Annotated in this window: 14 protein-coding genes and 2 pseudogenes; 8 read left to right on the top strand and 8 right to left on the bottom strand. The window is 56.9% G+C overall.

Annotation, left to right across the window (positions count from 1 at the left end):
- Positions 1-52: 52 nt before the first annotated feature.
- Complete coding sequence (locus AGR2A_RS28525) at positions 53-820, bottom strand: helix-turn-helix transcriptional regulator (RefSeq protein WP_052820712.1); 768 nt, start codon at positions 818-820, stop codon at positions 53-55.
- A gap of 226 nt (positions 821-1,046) precedes the next feature.
- On the opposite strand from AGR2A_RS28525, the gene AGR2A_RS28520 reads away from it, so the two are divergent.
- The 5 genes from AGR2A_RS28520 (at position 1,047) to AGR2A_RS28500 (ending at position 6,801) form a co-directional block, all read left to right on the top strand.
- On the top strand, positions 1,047-2,114 hold the full coding sequence (locus AGR2A_RS28520; protein ID WP_052820711.1) for a pyridoxal phosphate-dependent aminotransferase: 1,068 nt from the start codon (positions 1,047-1,049) through the stop codon (positions 2,112-2,114).
- A 3-nt stretch (positions 2,115-2,117) separates the two neighbouring features.
- On the top strand, positions 2,118-3,728 hold the full coding sequence (locus tag AGR2A_RS28515; RefSeq protein ID WP_234899598.1) for a thiamine pyrophosphate-dependent enzyme: 1,611 nt from the start codon (positions 2,118-2,120) through the stop codon (positions 3,726-3,728).
- A 94-nt stretch (positions 3,729-3,822) separates the two neighbouring features.
- Positions 3,823-4,602, top strand: a complete 780-nt coding sequence (locus AGR2A_RS28510; protein WP_139786438.1) for a hypothetical protein — start codon at positions 3,823-3,825, stop codon at positions 4,600-4,602.
- 1 nt (position 4,603) lies between these two features.
- Positions 4,604-5,311, top strand: a complete 708-nt coding sequence (locus tag AGR2A_RS28505; RefSeq protein ID WP_052820709.1) for an HAD-IA family hydrolase — start codon at positions 4,604-4,606, stop codon at positions 5,309-5,311.
- Positions 5,311-6,801 carry an aldehyde dehydrogenase family protein gene (locus tag AGR2A_RS28500; RefSeq protein ID WP_052820708.1) on the top strand — a complete coding sequence of 497 codons (1,491 nt, stop codon included), beginning with the start codon at positions 5,311-5,313 and terminating at the stop codon, positions 6,799-6,801. The genes AGR2A_RS28505 and AGR2A_RS28500 overlap by 1 nt, the downstream gene beginning before the upstream one ends.
- Before the next feature lie 426 nt (positions 6,802-7,227).
- On the opposite strand, the pseudogene AGR2A_RS30495 reads toward AGR2A_RS28500, so the two are convergent.
- Both AGR2A_RS30495 and AGR2A_RS28490 read right to left on the bottom strand, forming a co-directional pair.
- Positions 7,228-7,311: pseudogene (locus AGR2A_RS30495) on the bottom strand (AAA family ATPase); the annotation flags it as partial.
- Positions 7,312-7,398: 87 nt separating this feature from the next.
- Positions 7,399-8,310 carry a LysR family transcriptional regulator gene (locus tag AGR2A_RS28490; protein ID WP_052820707.1) on the bottom strand — a complete coding sequence of 304 codons (912 nt, stop codon included), beginning with the start codon at positions 8,308-8,310 and terminating at the stop codon, positions 7,399-7,401.
- A 128-nt stretch (positions 8,311-8,438) separates the two neighbouring features.
- On the opposite strand from AGR2A_RS28490, the gene AGR2A_RS28485 reads away from it, so the two are divergent.
- A complete protein-coding gene (locus tag AGR2A_RS28485; protein WP_157952878.1) occupies positions 8,439-9,182 on the top strand; it encodes an SDR family NAD(P)-dependent oxidoreductase in 744 nt (247 codons plus the stop codon).
- Between the two features lie 78 nt (positions 9,183-9,260).
- Entirely contained in the window at positions 9,261-10,097 is an 837-nt protein-coding gene (locus AGR2A_RS28480) for an alpha/beta fold hydrolase (protein WP_052820704.1), read from the top strand.
- 181 nt (positions 10,098-10,278) lie between these two features.
- On the opposite strand, the gene AGR2A_RS28475 is transcribed toward AGR2A_RS28480, so the two are convergent.
- The 3 genes from AGR2A_RS28475 to AGR2A_RS28465 are packed head-to-tail and all read right to left on the bottom strand — an operon-like array spanning position 10,279 to position 15,224.
- Entirely contained in the window at positions 10,279-13,239 is a 2,961-nt protein-coding gene (locus AGR2A_RS28475) for a TrlF family AAA-like ATPase (protein WP_052820703.1), read from the bottom strand.
- 51 nt (positions 13,240-13,290) lie between these two features.
- Positions 13,291-14,160 carry a nucleotidyl transferase AbiEii/AbiGii toxin family protein gene (locus AGR2A_RS28470; RefSeq protein WP_052820702.1) on the bottom strand — a complete coding sequence of 290 codons (870 nt, stop codon included), beginning with the start codon at positions 14,158-14,160 and terminating at the stop codon, positions 13,291-13,293.
- Positions 14,148-15,224: a type IV toxin-antitoxin system AbiEi family antitoxin gene (locus AGR2A_RS28465; protein WP_052820701.1), complete on the bottom strand. Its 1,077-nt coding sequence runs from the start codon at positions 15,222-15,224 to the stop codon at positions 14,148-14,150. Before AGR2A_RS28465 ends, AGR2A_RS28470 begins: the two co-directional genes overlap by 13 nt.
- 77 nt (positions 15,225-15,301) lie before the next feature.
- On the opposite strand from AGR2A_RS28465, the pseudogene AGR2A_RS28460 reads away from it, so the two are divergent.
- Positions 15,302-15,666: pseudogene (locus AGR2A_RS28460) on the top strand (D-alanine--D-alanine ligase A); the annotation flags it as partial.
- A 147-nt stretch (positions 15,667-15,813) separates the two neighbouring features.
- On the opposite strand, the gene AGR2A_RS28455 reads toward AGR2A_RS28460, so the two are convergent.
- Both AGR2A_RS28455 and AGR2A_RS30435 read right to left on the bottom strand, forming a co-directional pair.
- Complete coding sequence (locus AGR2A_RS28455; RefSeq protein WP_052820700.1) at positions 15,814-16,683, bottom strand: DMT family transporter; 870 nt, start codon at positions 16,681-16,683, stop codon at positions 15,814-15,816.
- Between the two features lie 71 nt (positions 16,684-16,754).
- Positions 16,755-16,916, bottom strand: a complete 162-nt coding sequence (locus AGR2A_RS30435; RefSeq protein WP_107328155.1) for a DUF1127 domain-containing protein — start codon at positions 16,914-16,916, stop codon at positions 16,755-16,757.
- Positions 16,917-17,019 lie beyond the last annotated feature (103 nt).

The following is a 17,019-nucleotide window of genomic DNA, read 5'->3' as shown; positions in this document are numbered from 1 at the left end:
AACCCAAGGCCCAAGACTGGTACGTCTGGGGAATGAAGCGAAAACGACGGCTTCAGTCGCTATAGGCGCTCTGCTGGTTGCAGAGGGAGAAGAGTGCAGCTTTCGAATTGATCCCCAATTTTTCGTAAGCGCGTTGCCGATAGGTCTTTACTGAATTGACGGAAATATTGAGCTTCCAGGCAATTGCATCCGACGCCAGTCCCATAAGCATCGCCTCGCAAATGTCCTTCTCACGCTTGGATAGCGAATTCAGAGGACTGCGGAGCCGGGCAGCATTTCCGCCAGTATAGTGCATCAGCGCAAGCTGGGAGATGACGCGCCAGAAGGGTATTCGGAGTGTGTCCTCGCTTCGGTTGAACGGGCCGCTCTCCTTAAATCGATAGAAGTTGAGCGCCAGGGATTCCTGTTCAGTTCTCACGATAACAACAATTTTGTCTACGATTTGGCTCGTTGCAAAAAAGCTATGAAAGTATTCCTCTGGCATCTCCGCCCGCAGGTCAGAGAGGCTAAGAAGCAGCATTTCGCGCGGTTGTAGTCTGCCCAGATATTTTATGACCGGATCTTCCCGATAGGACGATCGTAGATATTTTTGCGCGAGATTGGCCGCTGTATCGCTCTGGCGGCGGTTGAACGACAGGTAGCATTCAGGTCTGTCTCCCCGGTATGAAAATATCATGCACTGGTCTGCCTTGACGACACTCTCGATCAGGTCAAGAAAACCCGCATTGAACTCCTCGGTACCCAGCGATTGCAAGCAGTCCGACAGCAGTTGCAGAAAACGGGGGGCGTCTCTGCCCGAGAAACATTCTTCCAGTGACATGTTTCGATCCTCGCACGGCCTCCGTGGGTTATCAATGGGAGGGCCAATCCGGTTGCCACAGCCGCGGTTAACCCGCGCGGCGTACAGGCGCTCGGCGCCATTGTCGTCCGAAACGGGTGACAGTAGGCCACTCAGAAAAGTGCTAACACGATTTCCAGTGCGGTGGTTTGCAAGGCGTCACTTTGCCACCCAATGCCGGAAACGATCTGAGCGCTGAGAGGTCCCCATGGAATACAAGGCTGGTTTGTCAATTAACGAAGTAAAGGGACTCGCAGAAGGACTTGCGATTACCAAGCTTTCGTCAAACGAAAATCCTTTCGGCCCTTCGCCCAAAGCTGTGTCCGCAGCACAAGCGGCCATGGCATCGGCGAACCACTACCCTGAACGCACGGATGGCAAGCTATGCGAAGCCCTTGCAGCCTTTCATGGCCGGGGTCTCGGGAAGAACCGGTTTTTCTCGGCCAACAGCGGTGTCGAAGTCCTTTCGTTTGTCGAAGATGCCCTCATTCGTGCCGGAGAACGCGCGATCATTTGTCCGCCGTGCTTCGGCGCCTATTCGCAATCACTTTCCAACAAGCAGTGTGCGATCGACAAGGTACCGCTCATCACACCTGATTTCAGTCCGGATGTCGATGGGATCATTGCAGCGGTCACGCAAGAGACCCGGTTGGTCTATCTGTGCAATCCGAACAATCCTACCGGAACATGGTTTGGCGAAGATGTGCTGACGGCAGTTCTCGATCGGCTGCCATCCCATGTCACCTTGATCTACGACGAGGTCTACTATCAGTTCGCGACAGAAGCGGGGCTTCCCGATGCCATCCGGCATGTTCTGGAGGATCGGAATATCGTGATCGTCCACAGCTTCTCAAAGGCCTATGGCCTGGCGGGCATGCGCCTTGGCTATGGCATAGCGCCGGCGCGGATTGCGGAAAAGGTACAGAAGTTGAAGCGCAGTTTTCATCTTGGTACTGCCGGCACGGAGGCGGCCAAGGCCGCGCTGAACGATGTCGACCATCTGCAGCGTACCGTCGACAACAACCATGCGGAACGCGGGCGTCTTCTCGAAAAACTTGCAAAAATGGGACTGGAGATAACTCCGAGCCAGGCGAACTTTGTGATGGTCCGCTGTCCGCAAGGCTATGACGCTGAAGAACTGACGGCAGCCCTGGTCAAACATGGCGTCATGGTGCGTCCCGCCTTCTACCTGCCGCATCACATCCGCATCACAATCGGAACACCGGACGACAATACACGCCTGTTGGCCGCAATCACCGCGATCCTGGAGAGCTGAGAGATGATGAAAACCATGACGGGCGGTGAAGCAGCTGTTCTCTCGCTGCACAATCTCGGAGTGAAAACTGTCTTTGGTTTGCCCGGAGTGCAGAACGACTGGCTCTATAATGCGTTTTATGACCACCGAGAGAAGTTCCGCATTATCCATACACGGCACGAGCAGGGAGCGGCGTATATGGGGCTCGGCCACGCGCTGGCCAGCGACAGTCCGACAGTCTTCAACGTCGTGCCGGGCCCAGGCCTCCTCAATGCGACAGCGGCGATGTCGACTGCTTACGCGCTGAATGCGAAATTGATGTGCCTGACTGGACAAATCAACTCGCACTCCATCGGCAAGGACTGGGGCGAGCTGCACGAGATCAACGATCAGCTCATGATCCTGCGTTCGCTGACCAAATGGGCAGATCGGGCGAACAGCCCATCGGAGGTTCCCGCCCTGATCGGCGAGGCGTTCCGGCAGATGCTGTCGGGAAGGCCGAGGCCCGTTGGCCTTGAAATTCCGATGGATGTGCTGGCGGGCAAGGGCCCTGCAAACCCGCAATTCGATGTGCTGCCGTCCTATGATCCCCCACTCGATGAAGATGCTGTCGAAGAGGCGGCCAAGCTGCTTGGAGGCTCTGCATCCCCGTTGATCTTCGTTGGGGGTGGCGCGCAAGGGGCGAGTGACCTGGTCCGTCAACTGGCTGAGGCTTTGCAGGCGCCTGTCGTCGGTTATCGTACGGGCATGGGTGTGGTGGATGCACGCAGCTATCTCTCGCTACACCAGCCGGCTGCCAGGGAGCTCTGGAAAAAAGCGGACGTGGTCTTGGCGATCGGCAGCAACATGCGTGTCCCCGCGCGCAAATGGCTCAAGACACACAAGCCTGACATTATCCGTATCGACGTCGACCCGACGAGTCATCGGAAGTTCTTCACACCAAAATGCGAGATCACAGCGCGCGCGGAAGTGGCATTGCCGCATCTTCTGGAGAAGCTCGAACGCCACAACACGGTGCGCGCCTCGCGCGAGGCTGAATTGCTGGAGGTTAAGGGCGCCTGGGTGAAGCGTTCCGCGGTCCTGGAACCGCAGCTCAGCTATCTGAAAATCGTCCGCGAGGAGATTGGCGAGGATGGCATTTTCGTCGACGAATTGACCCAGGTCGGCTTCGCCAGCCGGATCGTTTATCCAGTCTATAAACCCCGTAGCTATATTTCGACCGGCTATCAGGGAACACTTGGCTACGGCTTCCCGACCGCGCTCGGTGTCAAGGTGGCAAAACCAGACGTTCCCGTCGTTTCGGTCACTGGTGACGGAGGGTTCATGTTTGCCGTGCAGGAACTGGCCACCGCCGTCCAGCACAAGATTCCGCTAATCATTCTGCTTTTCAACAACAACCGTTTTGGCAATGTTCAGCAGATGCAGATTAACGACTACGGTGGACGGGTCATAGCCACTGATCTCCACAACCCGGATTTCTGCCGAATGTCTGAAAGCTTTGGCGCGCAAGCGATCCGAACTGAATCGCCAGAAGGGGTTCGACTTGCACTGCGCCGCGCCATTGCAACGACGGACGTGCCGACCGTCATAGAAGTCACTGTCGGCGACATGCCCAGTGTCGATCAGTTCCGTTGAGGTGGGTTTCGTGAGCGAAACATGTGTTATTCCAGCCGACGATCCGATCGGCGCGCGTTTCCGCAAGGCTGTCTCTTCCCGCAAGATCATATTCATGGCTGGTCTGCCGAGCTCTGGTAAGAGCCTGTTGTTCCAGCAGCTTACGATCCTTGCCCATGAAGCCGGACGCAAGGTTCACTCGATGCAGTGGGATGCCGCTCGTCGTGCATTTGAAACGGGCGCCTGGCTCGACAAGTATCCCGAAAAAGACCACATCACCCACCCCGGAGTCCGCAAGGCCGTCGGCATCTGGGTCCGACGGGGAATCGAGCGATGGGTGAAGGATCATCCGGAGCAGCGCGACATTTTGATAGGGGAATTGCCAGTCGTCGGAGGCCGATTTGTCGAGTTGCTGCAAAAAAACGATGACCAGGCGGAACAGATACTGACCTCGCAAACCGCACTTTTTTTCGTACCAGTTCCCACGCGCGAAATGCGTAATGTGATCACGAGCCAGCGCGCGATAACCTTTGCCAATCCGCGCAACGAACAGGAGACGAAGGATGCGCCCATCCATATTGTCGAGGGTGAATGGCTTGCCGCGCGACAGTTGCATAACCGGTGGCAGGGCGTGCCGGATCTGATCGAGCGCGACCGGGAATACGATCCTGAGATCTACAGAACGGTCTTCGACCGGCTCCTACGCTTCCGCAACTGCGAAATCCTCAGTGTCGACCGAAAGTTCCAAAGCAAGGGCTCAGCTTATGATCGCCCGGTCGAAGTCACAGAGTTGATCGCAGGTGCAGATGAGGTGAAGGCTTCCTATGACATGCTGGAAAGATTGTATCCCGGTCTGGCCAAGGAACAGGCAATCGATTCATGGGCGGAGTATTGAAATGCCGGAGGACGCAAAAGCTCTTATCCTGGATTTTGGCAGCGTTGTAACGCTGACGATGTTCGAGACACACCGTTCTTCCGAGCGCAATTTGGGCCTGGCCGAAGGTAGCCTCACTTGGATGGGGCCTTTCGATCCGGACGGCGATCCGCTCTGGCAATCCATGCAGCGCGACGAAATCACGGAGCGCGACTACTGGCTGGCCCGGACGCGCGAGACCGGCGCGCTCCTGGGAGAAAACTGGACGCAGATGGCTCAGTTTGTCATGCGCGCGCGAGGCAGAGACATCCATGAAATCATTCGTCCGGAAATTGAGCCGCTGATCGGCGTTCTGAAGGCTGCTGGGAAAAAGCTCGCGATCCTGTCCAACGAGCTTGATCTTTTCTTCGGCGTTGAGTTGCGCAAGTCGCTCAAGTTTCTGGAGCATTTCGATATCATCAGCGACGCAACCTACACCCACGTTCTCAAGCCCGACCCGAAAGCGTATCAGTCGTGTCTTGACGATCTGGAATTGCGGGCGGACGAGTGTGTTTTTATCGATGACCAGATGCGTAATGTCCGCGGAGGGCTCGATGTCGGCTTGCGGGCATTGCATCTCGATGTCATGCGTCCAAGAGATGCCTTTAATGCCGCCCTGAAAGAGTTGGGTATTGCGAGTGCCTTTAGCGGACCGGGCGTCCTTCAGCCCGTCGGTGAGGAGTGGCGCTGATGAGCCTTAACCAGTCAACCATTGATGCGTTGCGGTACTTGCCAGCACCCATGGGCCTGAACTTCATCGACAACCAGGCAGTCGCCGCTGCAAACGGTGAGGAAATGCCAATAATCAGCCCGATCGATGGGAAACAATTGACAGTTCTCGCGGCGTCGGGGAGCGAAGACGTAAACCGGGCGGTGGCTGCCGCCCGGCGCAGCTTCGAGGCGGGCCATTGGTCGCGCATGGCGCCGAAGGACCGCAAGAAGATCCTGCTCAGGTGGGCGGATCTGATCGACCGGCATGCGCTCGAAATAGCGGTCCTCGGGGCTCGAGACAACGGCACCGAAATTCGTATGGCCTTGAAGGGAGATCCACAGTCGGCCGCGGACACGATCCGGTTCTACGCGGAAGCGATCGACAAGCGGAATGGGGAGATAACGCCAACGCGTGACGACGTGTTGTCGCTGATCAGTCGAGAGCCGGTTGGGGTGGTTGGCGTGATCATCCCTTGGAACTTCCCCTTGATGATCGGTAGCTGGAAACTGGCCCCGGCCCTGGCCGCCGGTAACAGTGTCGTCGTCAAGCCTTCCGAGGAGGCGAGCCTATCCATCTTGCGGGTCATCCAACTTGCGACTGAGGCGGGCATGCCGCCTGGCGTTTTAAACGCAATCAACGGACGCGGCGCCGTCGTTGGCCAGGCTCTCGGACTGCACATGGATGTAGATGTGCTCGCATTCACAGGCTCCGGTGCTGTCGGACGTCTCCTTCTTGAGTATTCGGCGCGCTCCAACCTGAAACGGGTCTATCTCGAGCTAGGTGGTAAATCTCCCAATCTCGTCTTCGCCGATGCGCCGGACCTCGCACGCGCGGCTAAAGAGACGGCAGCTTCCATCTTTCGCAACAATGGTCAGGTCTGCGTGGCTGCGTCGCGTCTTGCGATCGAACGATCCATCTACAAGGACTTCATGAACGCCGTACGGGCCGAAGCTGAGGCGATGCGTATCGGCGACCCACTTTCGTTGGCCTTCACAACGGGCGCGCTGGCCAATGCTGCCCAGCTTGCAAAAACGAAGACTGCGATTGCCCAGGCCACGCAACAGGGTGCCGTCGTCTACCATGGAGGCCACCAACTTCATGCCGAAAGCGGCGGCTTCTATCACGAACCCACGATCCTGACCGACGTCACCGCCAACATGGATGTCGTGCAGGAAGAGATTTTCGGGCCCGTGCTTGCTGCGCGTTCGTTCGATACGGAAGATGACGCGATAGCCATTGCGAATGAGACTGTCTTCGGTCTCTCTTCGGTACTCTGGACCCGTGATCTGTCGAGGGCACACCTGGTGTCAAGCAGAATCAAGTCCGGCGTTGTTCAAATCAACTGTTACTCCGGCGCAGATATCACCGCTCCGCTGGGCGGTGTCCGGCAATCTGGCAACGGCTCGGACCGCTCCCTGCACGCATTCGACAAATACGAAAACTTGAAAGCCAAATGGATTCAGCTCTGAAAGTTGGCCTGTGTTGATTTGGTGTTGATCTGGTTTTGATGTTCCCACACGTTGACTAACGGAGGCGGAAAGCACCGTTGTCAGGAGCGCTGTACCCGCTCGCTGCCGTTTGACGGCCGAGAGCGGGTGAACCTAACGCGTTAACCCGGCTCTCTAGAATCAAATTTCTACAAGATAGCTGGTGAAACCACCATCTCCGCTGGTAACGCCGGAGATGGCATTGTTTATATCATCTAATGGCCAACTCTTCTGGGATCTGATTTGGAGAGACCTAACTTCACATAGTATGCAGGTATCGCCTCTGGTGTGACTTTGACGCCAGCCATGCAAATGCCCCCGAGACCATTCGGACTGTTGGCGCACTCACCTACTCCCACCCGCGTCTTGCTGTAGTCGTCCCCTATGAGCGACATTTGCGCGTCGGCCTTGATCGATGATTAAGGGCCGGTGATAGCTTTCATCGAGCGCAAGGTAGAGCGAGAGCAGGACGATCCCCCTGTCGCCTTGAGAAGATTCAAATCGGCGACCTCTTATTCGGTCATGACGATCTGACGCGCAGTTAATGACTCCAGAGCAATTGCGCGGATGGCCGCTTAGTTAAAGCTTATCCCAAGCGATCCGACGCCCGTCAGGGGCCGTCTTGCACTCACAACGCACGAGATCCGCGACCCTTGTTGCCCGTTCAACTCGAGCGGGTTTGGTCGTGACATGCAGGAAGGTGAGTTCGCGGGAGATTGCCTTGCTGCCGGGAAGATCGCAAAGCACAAGTTCGCCACGCTCAAGCTGAGGCGCGAATACCCGAAGTGACTCAAGCGCCACTCCGAGTCCGGAAAGTACAGCCGGTATGATCTGTGAGGCGCGATTGAAGCGCAACCAGTTCGCCTGCGGTAGGGAGACATTGTTCAGATCAAGCCATTCGACCCAGGTGACCGCGTTGGTCTCATTGACGATCAGGGGCAAGTTTGCAAGGTCTCCCGCGGTCTTAAGACCGTGCTTCACCTGCGGGGCACACACCGGCGCGAACACGTCTGGTCCAAGCGATTCCAGATCGTGTAGACTTGCTGCCGCCTCGCCGTAGAGGACCGCGACATCAAAGTCACGATAGGAGCGAAAGTTAGGCGCCTCATCCGCAAGCAGGCGAATGTCACGCTCATGGGAAGCCAGAAGCGATTGGACGACGACGGGTAGGAGCTGACTTGCAATTCCCGGCGGGCTGCAGATCGAAATCGGATCGTCTCGGCTGTTGGCAATGGTACTGAGCCCCGCACGCATTTCATCGAACCCCGCCGCCACATGTTTGAGCAGTTTTACCCCCTCTGGCGTCAGTTTCAACTGATTGCCAACACGATCGAACAGACGGCGATCCAGGCGCTCCTCCAGCTTTCTGACGGCCTGACTGACAGCGCTTGTCGATAGCGCAAGCCGCTCCGCCGCACGCTTGAATGAACATGCCTGTCCAGCTTCGGCGAAAATCTCCAGGCTGCTCAAGGGTACGCCCAGCCGCGACATCGGTGAAGCTCCGCTTAACGAAAGGGCAAGGACAAGTCGTTTGCACCTTCCCGATAGGAAATCTAGTCTCCTCATCAGGGAGACACTGCCGAAATGCTATCGGCAACGGGGGGACTATGCAACGGGACATGACAGGCCGTGTGGCCTTGGTCACGGGGGCTGCACACGGCATAGGTCTTGCAATTGCTGACCGACTAGCGGGGCGCGGTGCTCACGTCGTCATCTGGGACATCGACCGTGACGCCGGCGAACGTACGGTCCGCGATCTTGCCAAGCGCGATGATGCCGCCACCTTCATGAATGTTGATCTTGCCGATCCCACGCACGTCCTTCAAATGGCATGTGAAACGGTGACTCGGTTTTCGGGGATAGATATACTGGTAAACAATGCCGGTATCGTCTCGACGGGTCCAGTTGAAGATATAGAACTTGCTGAATTCCAGCGGTTGATCGCTATTGATCTGACCGCGGTCTTTCTCCTGACGAAGTCCTTCCTTCCTCATATGGCCGCCTCGCATTGGGGCCGCATCGTTAACATCGCCTCCGTGGCCGGCCAGCAAGGGGGAGGTCTGCTGGGCAACAGCTGCTATGCCGCAGCGAAGGGTGCCGTGATCGCATTCAGCAAGGGTATCGCTCGAGAAGCCGGTCCTTTTAATGTGACGTGCAACACAATCTGCCCCGGCCTCACCGACACAGATCTGACTTCGTCACTAACGGACAAGCAGCGAGAAGACATCGTTGCCGCAATTCCTGTTGGCCGGACAGGGCGACCTGACGACATAGCCGAAGCGACTGCTTTCCTTGTCTCGCCGGCCGCCGGCTTCATCACGGGCGTGACGCTCAATGTCGACGGAGGCTTCATGCGATACTGATGCGTCATTGTCTGAACCGCGGGAGGCGGCAGAAAAGCAATGGCGAATTGATGAAGAATGTAAGGAGGAGAACACCATATGAAGAAGACATTCGAGACCTCGGACGGGGCAACACTCGCCTATACCGATGAGGGATCAGGCAAAGCACTGATCCTGTTGCCCGGCTGGTCGCAGTCGGCGGCAATGTTCCGGCATCAGATCGTCCATCTATCAAAAAGTCGGCGCGTCATCGCACTCGACTTTCGTGGGCATGGTCAATCCCCCGATGCGACGCATGGTTATCGGATCTATCGGTTCGCCCGCGACGTACAGGAACTGATGCAGCATGAGCAAATCGAACGCGCTGACATTGTCGGGTGGTCGATGGGAGCCTCTGTGGCCTGGGCAATGATCGACCTGTGCGGCACCAGGCAGATTGACCGCCTGGTCTTCGTTGATGAACCGGCGTCTGTGATGCGCCAGCCCGGAATGAGCGAAGAGGATGTGGTCAATGCGGGTGCCCTTTTTGACAGCGCCACCATGCTTTCAATTGCTGAGCAAATCATGGGCGCCGATGGCCATGCAACACGAAGCGCCTTTCTCGACTCAATGGTGACCAAACAAATCCCGACAGAGCTAAAGGATTGGCTGCTGGCGGAGAACCTCAGGGTGGATCCCCGGCTTGCCGCTAGCCTTTTCGTCAATCACTGCTCAATCGACTGGAGTGATATTCTTACCCGGATCGACCGGCCAACGCTCATCGTGGGAGGCCGTGTCAGTCATGTCGACGCTCGCTCGCAGAAGTGGATTCACAGTCAGATCGCGGGATCAAAGCTGATCATCTTCGACGAGAATGAAGGTGGGGCGCACTTTTCCTTTATCGAGGCGCCAGACCGTTTCAACGAGGTACTCGCTGGCTTCTTGTTGTCGAGTTAGTCGGCGGAGCCGGTCTATCCCTATCAAAATGCCGGTCCGGATTAGAGGCTTGGCGCAGGTTTGATGGGATCTAATCCTCGATTTCCCGGGCCGAACTCCCGCGCCTCGGAGTGCGTCATTGCCGCTCGGAGAGACTGAGCATGGCTCAGGATGCCACCACCCGTGCAGACGGATGAATAAACTAACGCTCCAGCCTCACCCTCAGGCGTCGAGCTCGTTCCTTGAACGCCTCCTCCCCTCCCTCAAGGATGTCGCACACCTGCTGGCGCATATCGGCGTCCTCCATGCCGCCGGAAAAATAAGTGATCGGGGGCAACTCGCCAGGCCCGTGCGGTCCAGCGTTCGCAACGATGATCTGATCTGCGTCGGTGTTGATCACAAGATTAGCGTTGTGGGTCACCATTATGACCTGCCGTTTGGCCTTGGCAGTCACAAACAGGCTGACAAGCTCGTCAAAAATCGATTTCGGATCGAGGTTCTCCTCCGGCTGATCAATGATCAAGGGCCGGTGATCGCTCTCATCGAGCGCAAGGTAGAGCAAGAGCAGGACGATCCCACGGGTACCGGGCGAGAGTTTGGTAATGTCCGTACCCTCGTAGTCGATGCTGTACTCGATCTGGATATGCTCGGTACCAAACAGCCATTTGGCAAAGCGCACCAACCAGCTTCGATAAGCCGCCTGATCATTGCTCGCCACATTGGCGACAGCGAGGAGCTCTTCCTGCCAGGCGTCGGTGAAATGCTGAATGGCCGTGTCTATGGCAGGGACATCGCCTGTTTCCCAAGCCTTTCGCAGGTGAGTGTTGGCCCATTGCTCTAGCGAGCCCTTGCCCTTGAAGTCGCCCGCGCGCCGCAGATCGAAAAGTTTCTCGCCAAGTAAAGCCCATTGTTTCACATCGGCGTGCCGGGAAGCTGAGAATGACAGCTTCTGCAACGTGCCCTTGGCTGCCTGCAATCTATCCACCAAAGGTCTGTAGAGATCGCGCAGAACCTGTTCCTCGGCGATAATCGACTCGAACACACGAAGATAGGTTTCGCGCCGTTGCTTGCTGAGGCTTGCCATCCGCTCGGATGCCCCTTGGCAATCGGCAAGCGTCGTGCGTGTGGTCTCGATCTGGGTGTTCTCTTCTGCGATGCGCCTGACCAAAGCGCCAAACTTGTTCGCGGTCTCGGTATCAATATTGATCAATCCTTGCAGACGCGCCGATTCTGCCTCGAGCACAGCAAGTGTGGTCTTTTCCGGATCGGCATCGTCCGCGAGGTAGGACAGGTTGGGGTCAGAGAGAGGCGCAGGAGCCGAACCCCGCCAGCCTGCTGCATTCGCGCGTGCGGTTTTGAGCTTTGCCGCAAGAGCGGCATCGACATTACCGTGATATTCCAGCAGGAAGTCCTGCCAGTCGGAATCTTCGAGCCGCGCAGCGACGAAGCTTGACTTGGTTTGACGCAGAGCCTCCGGCGCCTTGTTCTGGCGAAAGGCCTTCACCTCGTCTTGCAACGCGAGAAGCGTAGTTTCCTGGTTCGTAAAGAACCGCACGAAAGAACGCACCTTCTCAGCCGCGTTGGCAATGACAGTGAGCCGCTCGGCCCGAACTTCGCTCCCTTTGACAATCAGCTTGTCTCGATCCGTCTCCAGCCCTTTGACGATCTGCTCCTTCTGGGCGATCTGCTGGGTGAGGCCCGGAATTTGGCGCCGCTTTTCCCGTTCCAGTCCAATCTGGTTTGAAAGTGTGGCAATCGCCTCCTCTTCGCGCTGGCGCGCAAGACGAAAGCGGGTGGCACGGAGTTCCAGTAACTGATCGAAACGGAAAGTTCCGTCCTTTTCAGGGTGAGCCTCGAAAATGACCCGTTCGATTTCACCGAGCAGGGCGTCTGTCATACCGTCGGCCGAGCAAAGTTCCTCGACAAACTTCTGTGAAAGATAGCGTGCTCGCGGGAACCGGCCATCCAGATCGGCATCGTATTCGTAATCGAGCAGTTTGCGCTCGGATGGATCGCCGCTGCCCCAATCCAGCCGGACACTGGCTCCCTCCAGCAAATTGCCCGCGCGCACGAGAAACGAGGCCGGACTGAGATGTTCGGAGGCTGCGTCGCAGCCGGCGGCGATTGCGTCGGCAAGCGCCGTCTTTCCGGATCCACGCGCGCCGATGATTGCCACAAGCCCGGGATTAAGCTCGATGATGGGTGTTGCAGCCCAGGGGGCGTTAAGGATCGAAACGCGGGAGATGACCTGCGAGGGCGTGGCGCGGATCGGGGGTGCTGCTCCGACGAACGCCCGCCCGGCCGGATCGATGACCGCCTGACGGAGCGAGTCGAAATGCGCCCCCCCTTTCACCCAGGAATAGCGGTCGCCGTCAGGCGCGCCGATCTTTGCTGTTTCATGGGCGTCGCTGCCGTGAAGACACGGTTTGAGCGCACCATAGCGGGCGCGAATTTCATCGGGAGTTGCGCTGCTTTTGCGACCGAGCCAGAAATCGCGTTGGCTGGCGCTGCTCGCGAAGATGATGTGAGCGAACCTTTCCACTTCCTGCCGCTGCGCGCCTTCGGATTCGCCTCGCATGCCGGAGGTACCGTCATGTTCGCTGCCCGCGACCGCGATGAGGATGTTGTTCCTGGCCCAGTCGATGGCGCGGTAGAGCTCGCTTAACTGTTCGAAGCTGACTTTGAACTGGGTCGCACCGCGCGCGAGCGCGGCCCGTCCCGAAAGAGTGGGATCGATTTTCGATCCCAGGCGCATGAGTTCGTCGGGCGTGCATGTGAATCGATCGCCAGAATATTCGAACGTCAGCTGCGCGAGAAAACGCTGTGTCGCTCCTACGTGATCCGGATCCTTCGGGTTGACGAGAAGATGACAGTTGACCCAATTGCCCTTGACGGTTCCGAAAGCGAGACGCAGCTCCACATTTGGGAACACCAGGTCGACACCGGGGAGCCGGCCGCCAGCTTTCGCCTCACGGACGCGTTCATATGTGTCGAGCAGATAGTAGTCGGTCACGCCAAGCGCGCGAATTGCAGGCGTCGCCGCCTCTATCTTGGCGAGGTATTGCTCCCAGCTGTCGGAGCCATTGAACTGATCATTGAGCACAGTCCCCGGTGCATGAATATGTGGCTCCCATCGAAGCCACCGCGATCCTGAATTTCCCACATTGCCCCCAATCGTCTTTTTATATTTCGCCCCACAAACGCCTCAACGACGTCATTCTCGCAAACCAAGGGCGCGCAGCCACGCGTCGATTTGACCGAACGCGTCCTGCTGCCATTGCTCAGGCGTGCGGCCGTCAAGGATATCCGTCTCCGCGACGAATTTTCGAACACTCGTTGCGCCGTAACCATCCAGCGCGTCGAACTTGTCGGCGATATATTGATAGCCTTGTGCGCCGCTCTTTTCTTCGAGCAAAGGTTTGCAGGCTTCAGCCAGGGCCTCGATCCCATCGGGATAGTTTCTGATGCTGTAATAGATATCGTAGGCATCTTTCTGCTTGTGGCGGCCGTTGAGGGCGTAGCCTTTCATGGCGAGCAATGCGGGAATAGAGCAGACGGCGACCTCGACACGATTGGTGCCGCCGCCAGGCATATCGCCGGTGATTGCGACCAGCTGATAAAAACGCAGGGCAAGATCCGCGCCGTCGGCACGCTGGACAGCGAAATCGCTCAGGATCGGCGGACGGTTTTTGACGATCTCCGCATCACGGGGCATGAGGAAATCGACGACGATATCGATCGGCGCGCCACCATCATCAACCGGTACTTCGCGAACGAGCTGGAAGCGCCGCAGCTCCTCACGCTGCTTATAGCCCTGGCCCATCAAGGCCTCGACCAGAGACACGTACTCGCCGTCTCCGAGAGCTTCCGCATCCAGGCCAAGATCGACATCAAGAGTACCAACGTGAGGCATGTCCTCATTGTCGAGAAGCAGCCAGGGAACGGCACCGCCGATCACGGCGAACTTTCCTTTGAAGCTGCCGAGTATCTGCCCGATCTCAACCAGGACACCTTTGACAGCTTTTGTCGTGCGGTCCTCGTAGTCTGCGGCGGACTGCGGGTCGGGCGTGACTATCTTTGCCATGTAAGAAGGTCCTGTCTGAGGTGTTCAGCCGCCTCGGCGCCGCGCTCTCCTGATACGGCAAGATCGAGATAAGTTTGTACTGGGCTTGTACAGACAACTCCCGGAGCAGGCTCGGTGGCGTCATTGAATAGGCCATGGTCCTTCAGAACAGTGACCACGATATTTGCCCCCGATGTCGCGGGTGACAGTTTGAGAGCAGTGCGCAAGGCCGTCAGTCCGGCGGGATCCGCGTAAAAATATTGGGTCGCTACCCGCCCGTAAGGCGCCAGCCAATGCGCCGCCGAAAAGGATGCGAAAATCGCGTTCCGCCCATCACTCCTTACGCTGAGAACACCCCGCGCCGCGTCCTCCAGAGATTGGCCATGGAGTGTTGTATAGAAGCCCATGCGTTCGCCGGGCGGTGGTTCATAAGCGTCGCGCCAGGCATCCAGCAGCGCGTCGGGGCGCGACAACCGCAGGCCGTCATCTGCGACCTCTGCCCATTCCCGATCCACCAGCTCGCTGCGAACGTTGCTGACATGTCCGAGACTTACCTCTGCGGTGTGGGCGAGATCCGCCACGCGCCATGCGCGATCCGGATCGCGGAGGAGCACTCTCAAAACCTGCGCGGATTTTGGCTTGAAGATGGATTTCAGGCTTCGCTGAATGGCAGGCGGCTTCGTGTCGACCCGACGCTCGATAAAGACGGTATCGAAGACGATCCGCGCATTTCCGACCAGGTCGAGATATCCTACTTCAAACTCATTGCAGAGCGCTTGCGCTTCGGGAGATATATATGGTGCGATGAAGATCGGCATCGCCCGCGGATCAAACATTTTCGCAGTCTTGCGAAGTTGAAGGAGCGCCGCGCGCACATGCCGCGGCTGCCCTTGAGCTTTGACTTCGCAGGCGAGAAAGCGGCTATGCCCTTCCCAACTGAGTTCAACAAGAATGTCGAAACCAGAATTTGATGGCGCCTGTTCGACTTTCATCATCTGAACGAAAGGGACAGCGTGCAACAGTGCGGTGATCGCTTCAGTCGCCTGGTCCTCTAGCTCGTTCACTTCGTTAATAGTTTTCAGCATCTGCTGAAAATGGCCAAACCGGTGAAATTTGTCAACTTATTTCACTCCACGAGTTATGTTCAGCAAATGCTGAAATCCCCGGCGAGATCGCTTCGGCAGAAACCCATGGGTTCAACAGCTATTACGCAAAATACCTCGATGAGGACGGGGCTGCGCTCAAAGTGCCGACGGCGCCGCCGCCACAGGTGGAAGCGCGAACGCGCGACATGGCCGCCCTGGCGTTCAGGGCTCTCGGCTGCGATAGCATGCGCGTGTCAACCTGACGCCGGATATGACATTCGTCGTCAACGAGGTGAACACCATTCCGGGCTTCACCAACATCAGCATGTACGCGAAGGCAACGGCTGACTATGCCGAAATAATCGATTGCCTGGTCGAACACGGGGTAGCTCGGGCAAGCCGCGTCGGCCAAACCAACCGCGAGCATCGTGCTACAAGCTAGCCCTACTCGCGATCTCTGCGAGGAGCCGATTCTTGAAAGTTCGTACTCCGCTGCTTTTGCACGAATGACGTACTTGTAAAGAGTGGGGCCCGACAACGAGGGATGTCGGTGGAGTTAGCACTCTAGAGCTTGCGTGGCGACTGTGGTTCACGACGTCAGCAAAACAACACCTAGGACAAGAACCGCACATCCAACAATACGCCACAGCCCAACGGATTCGCGTAGGATGACCATCCCCATTACAGCTCCGATCATCATGGACATTTCGCGCATCGGTGCCACTATGCTGAGCGGGGCACCCATATTTAGCGCGGTTAGGATCAGAATATAGGAGAGCGGAGATAGCAGTCCTACGCCAACTGCCAGCAGCCAGTATCCGCGCATCGCGGCTCTAGCCCGGCCAGGATCAGCAATCACCAGTGGAGCGAGGAGAAAAAAACGCAGAAGATTGGAAAACCAGTCCAATACTACGGGAGCTATTCCAAGGGCTTTCACCGCATAGGCATCAACCACAGTATAAGATGCAATTAGTCCGCCAGTTGTCGTTCCCCACTTTATACCGGTCAGACCTCCAGGTTTACGAAAAGCTTCGAGCCTGCCCTGCGTTGCAATCAACGCAATCCCGCCAACAACAGCCATGAGACCGGCAATGACCTGGATAGGAGGGCGCTCGCCAAGAAGTAGTATGGCACCGAAAGTTGACAGCATTGGCCCAGTTCCCCGAGCAACGGGATAGACGACTGAGAAGTCCGCCTTTTGATATCCACGCTGAAGAGACAAACTATAGGCGAGATGGATCAAACCGCTGCATACAATAAAACCAACCACTGACCAGTCCCATTGAATAGTTTGTCGCGCGATCAAGTAAATGACCCAAGGTGCATACGCAACGCACGCAACGAAATTATAAGCGAACACAAAGGTCGGGCCGACAGATGACGCACGTTTAGACAGCAAGTTCCACGTTGCGTGAACAAGAGCTGCTAGAACAACAAGGAAAATGGCTGCAAAAGTCATTGTTACTATTTTTTCATTTGATAGTTTGAGCCGTTTATCGCGTAATCCGTAAGGTGCTTAATTTCACGGAACTATCGCCAAAACCATTTCGCGCATTCGCAGCGTCGTTGTTCGGACGAGATCCCTATGTCGGTGAGTTGGTAATGCTCAAGGTCCGCTAGATATCTGCGCTGACGAGACCGATCGGCCCACCGCGCGAGAACTTTTATCGACCAAGTGAGGAGACCATTCATATCCAGGACTCGCAATTTTCTCCAATACATGTATGTCTGTAGCGCCCTAAACCCCTGCAGATAATCGATTTCTTCGAAATAACTATGTGAGGAATACGAACAT

Origin of the sequence: Agrobacterium genomosp. 2 str. CFBP 5494, assembly GCF_900013495.1 — a bacterium.
Taxonomy (GTDB): domain Bacteria; phylum Pseudomonadota; class Alphaproteobacteria; order Rhizobiales; family Rhizobiaceae; genus Agrobacterium; species Agrobacterium pusense.
Note: the sequence above shows the minus strand (reverse complement) of the source record. Positions and strands in the feature narration are given on the sequence as shown.

Bases quoted from the DNA above. Each gene is read 5' to 3' on its own strand.
- AGR2A_RS30435 (WP_107328155.1), bottom strand. From the start codon at position 16,916: ATGAATGGTCTCCTCACTTGGTCGATAAAAGTTCTCGCGCGGTGGGCC.
- AGR2A_RS28520 (WP_052820711.1), top strand. From the start codon at position 1,047: ATGGAATACAAGGCTGGTTTGTCAATTAACGAAGTAAAGGGACTCGCA.
- AGR2A_RS28470 (WP_052820702.1), bottom strand. From the start codon at position 14,160: ATGGCAAAGATAGTCACGCCCGACCCGCAGTCCGCCGCAGACTACGAG.
- AGR2A_RS28465 (WP_052820701.1), bottom strand. From the start codon at position 15,224: ATGCTGAAAACTATTAACGAAGTGAACGAGCTAGAGGACCAGGCGACT.
- AGR2A_RS28505 (WP_052820709.1), top strand. From the start codon at position 4,604: ATGCCGGAGGACGCAAAAGCTCTTATCCTGGATTTTGGCAGCGTTGTA.
- AGR2A_RS28515 (WP_234899598.1), top strand. From the start codon at position 2,118: ATGATGAAAACCATGACGGGCGGTGAAGCAGCTGTTCTCTCGCTGCAC.
- AGR2A_RS28480 (WP_052820704.1), top strand. From the start codon at position 9,261: ATGAAGAAGACATTCGAGACCTCGGACGGGGCAACACTCGCCTATACC.
- AGR2A_RS28485 (WP_157952878.1), top strand. From the start codon at position 8,439: ATGACAGGCCGTGTGGCCTTGGTCACGGGGGCTGCACACGGCATAGGT.
- AGR2A_RS28490 (WP_052820707.1), bottom strand. From the start codon at position 8,310: ATGTCGCGGCTGGGCGTACCCTTGAGCAGCCTGGAGATTTTCGCCGAA.
- AGR2A_RS28510 (WP_139786438.1), top strand. From the start codon at position 3,823: ATGGCTGGTCTGCCGAGCTCTGGTAAGAGCCTGTTGTTCCAGCAGCTT.
- AGR2A_RS28455 (WP_052820700.1), bottom strand. From the start codon at position 16,683: ATGACTTTTGCAGCCATTTTCCTTGTTGTTCTAGCAGCTCTTGTTCAC.
- AGR2A_RS28500 (WP_052820708.1), top strand. From the start codon at position 5,311: ATGAGCCTTAACCAGTCAACCATTGATGCGTTGCGGTACTTGCCAGCA.
- AGR2A_RS28525 (WP_052820712.1), bottom strand. From the start codon at position 820: ATGTCACTGGAAGAATGTTTCTCGGGCAGAGACGCCCCCCGTTTTCTG.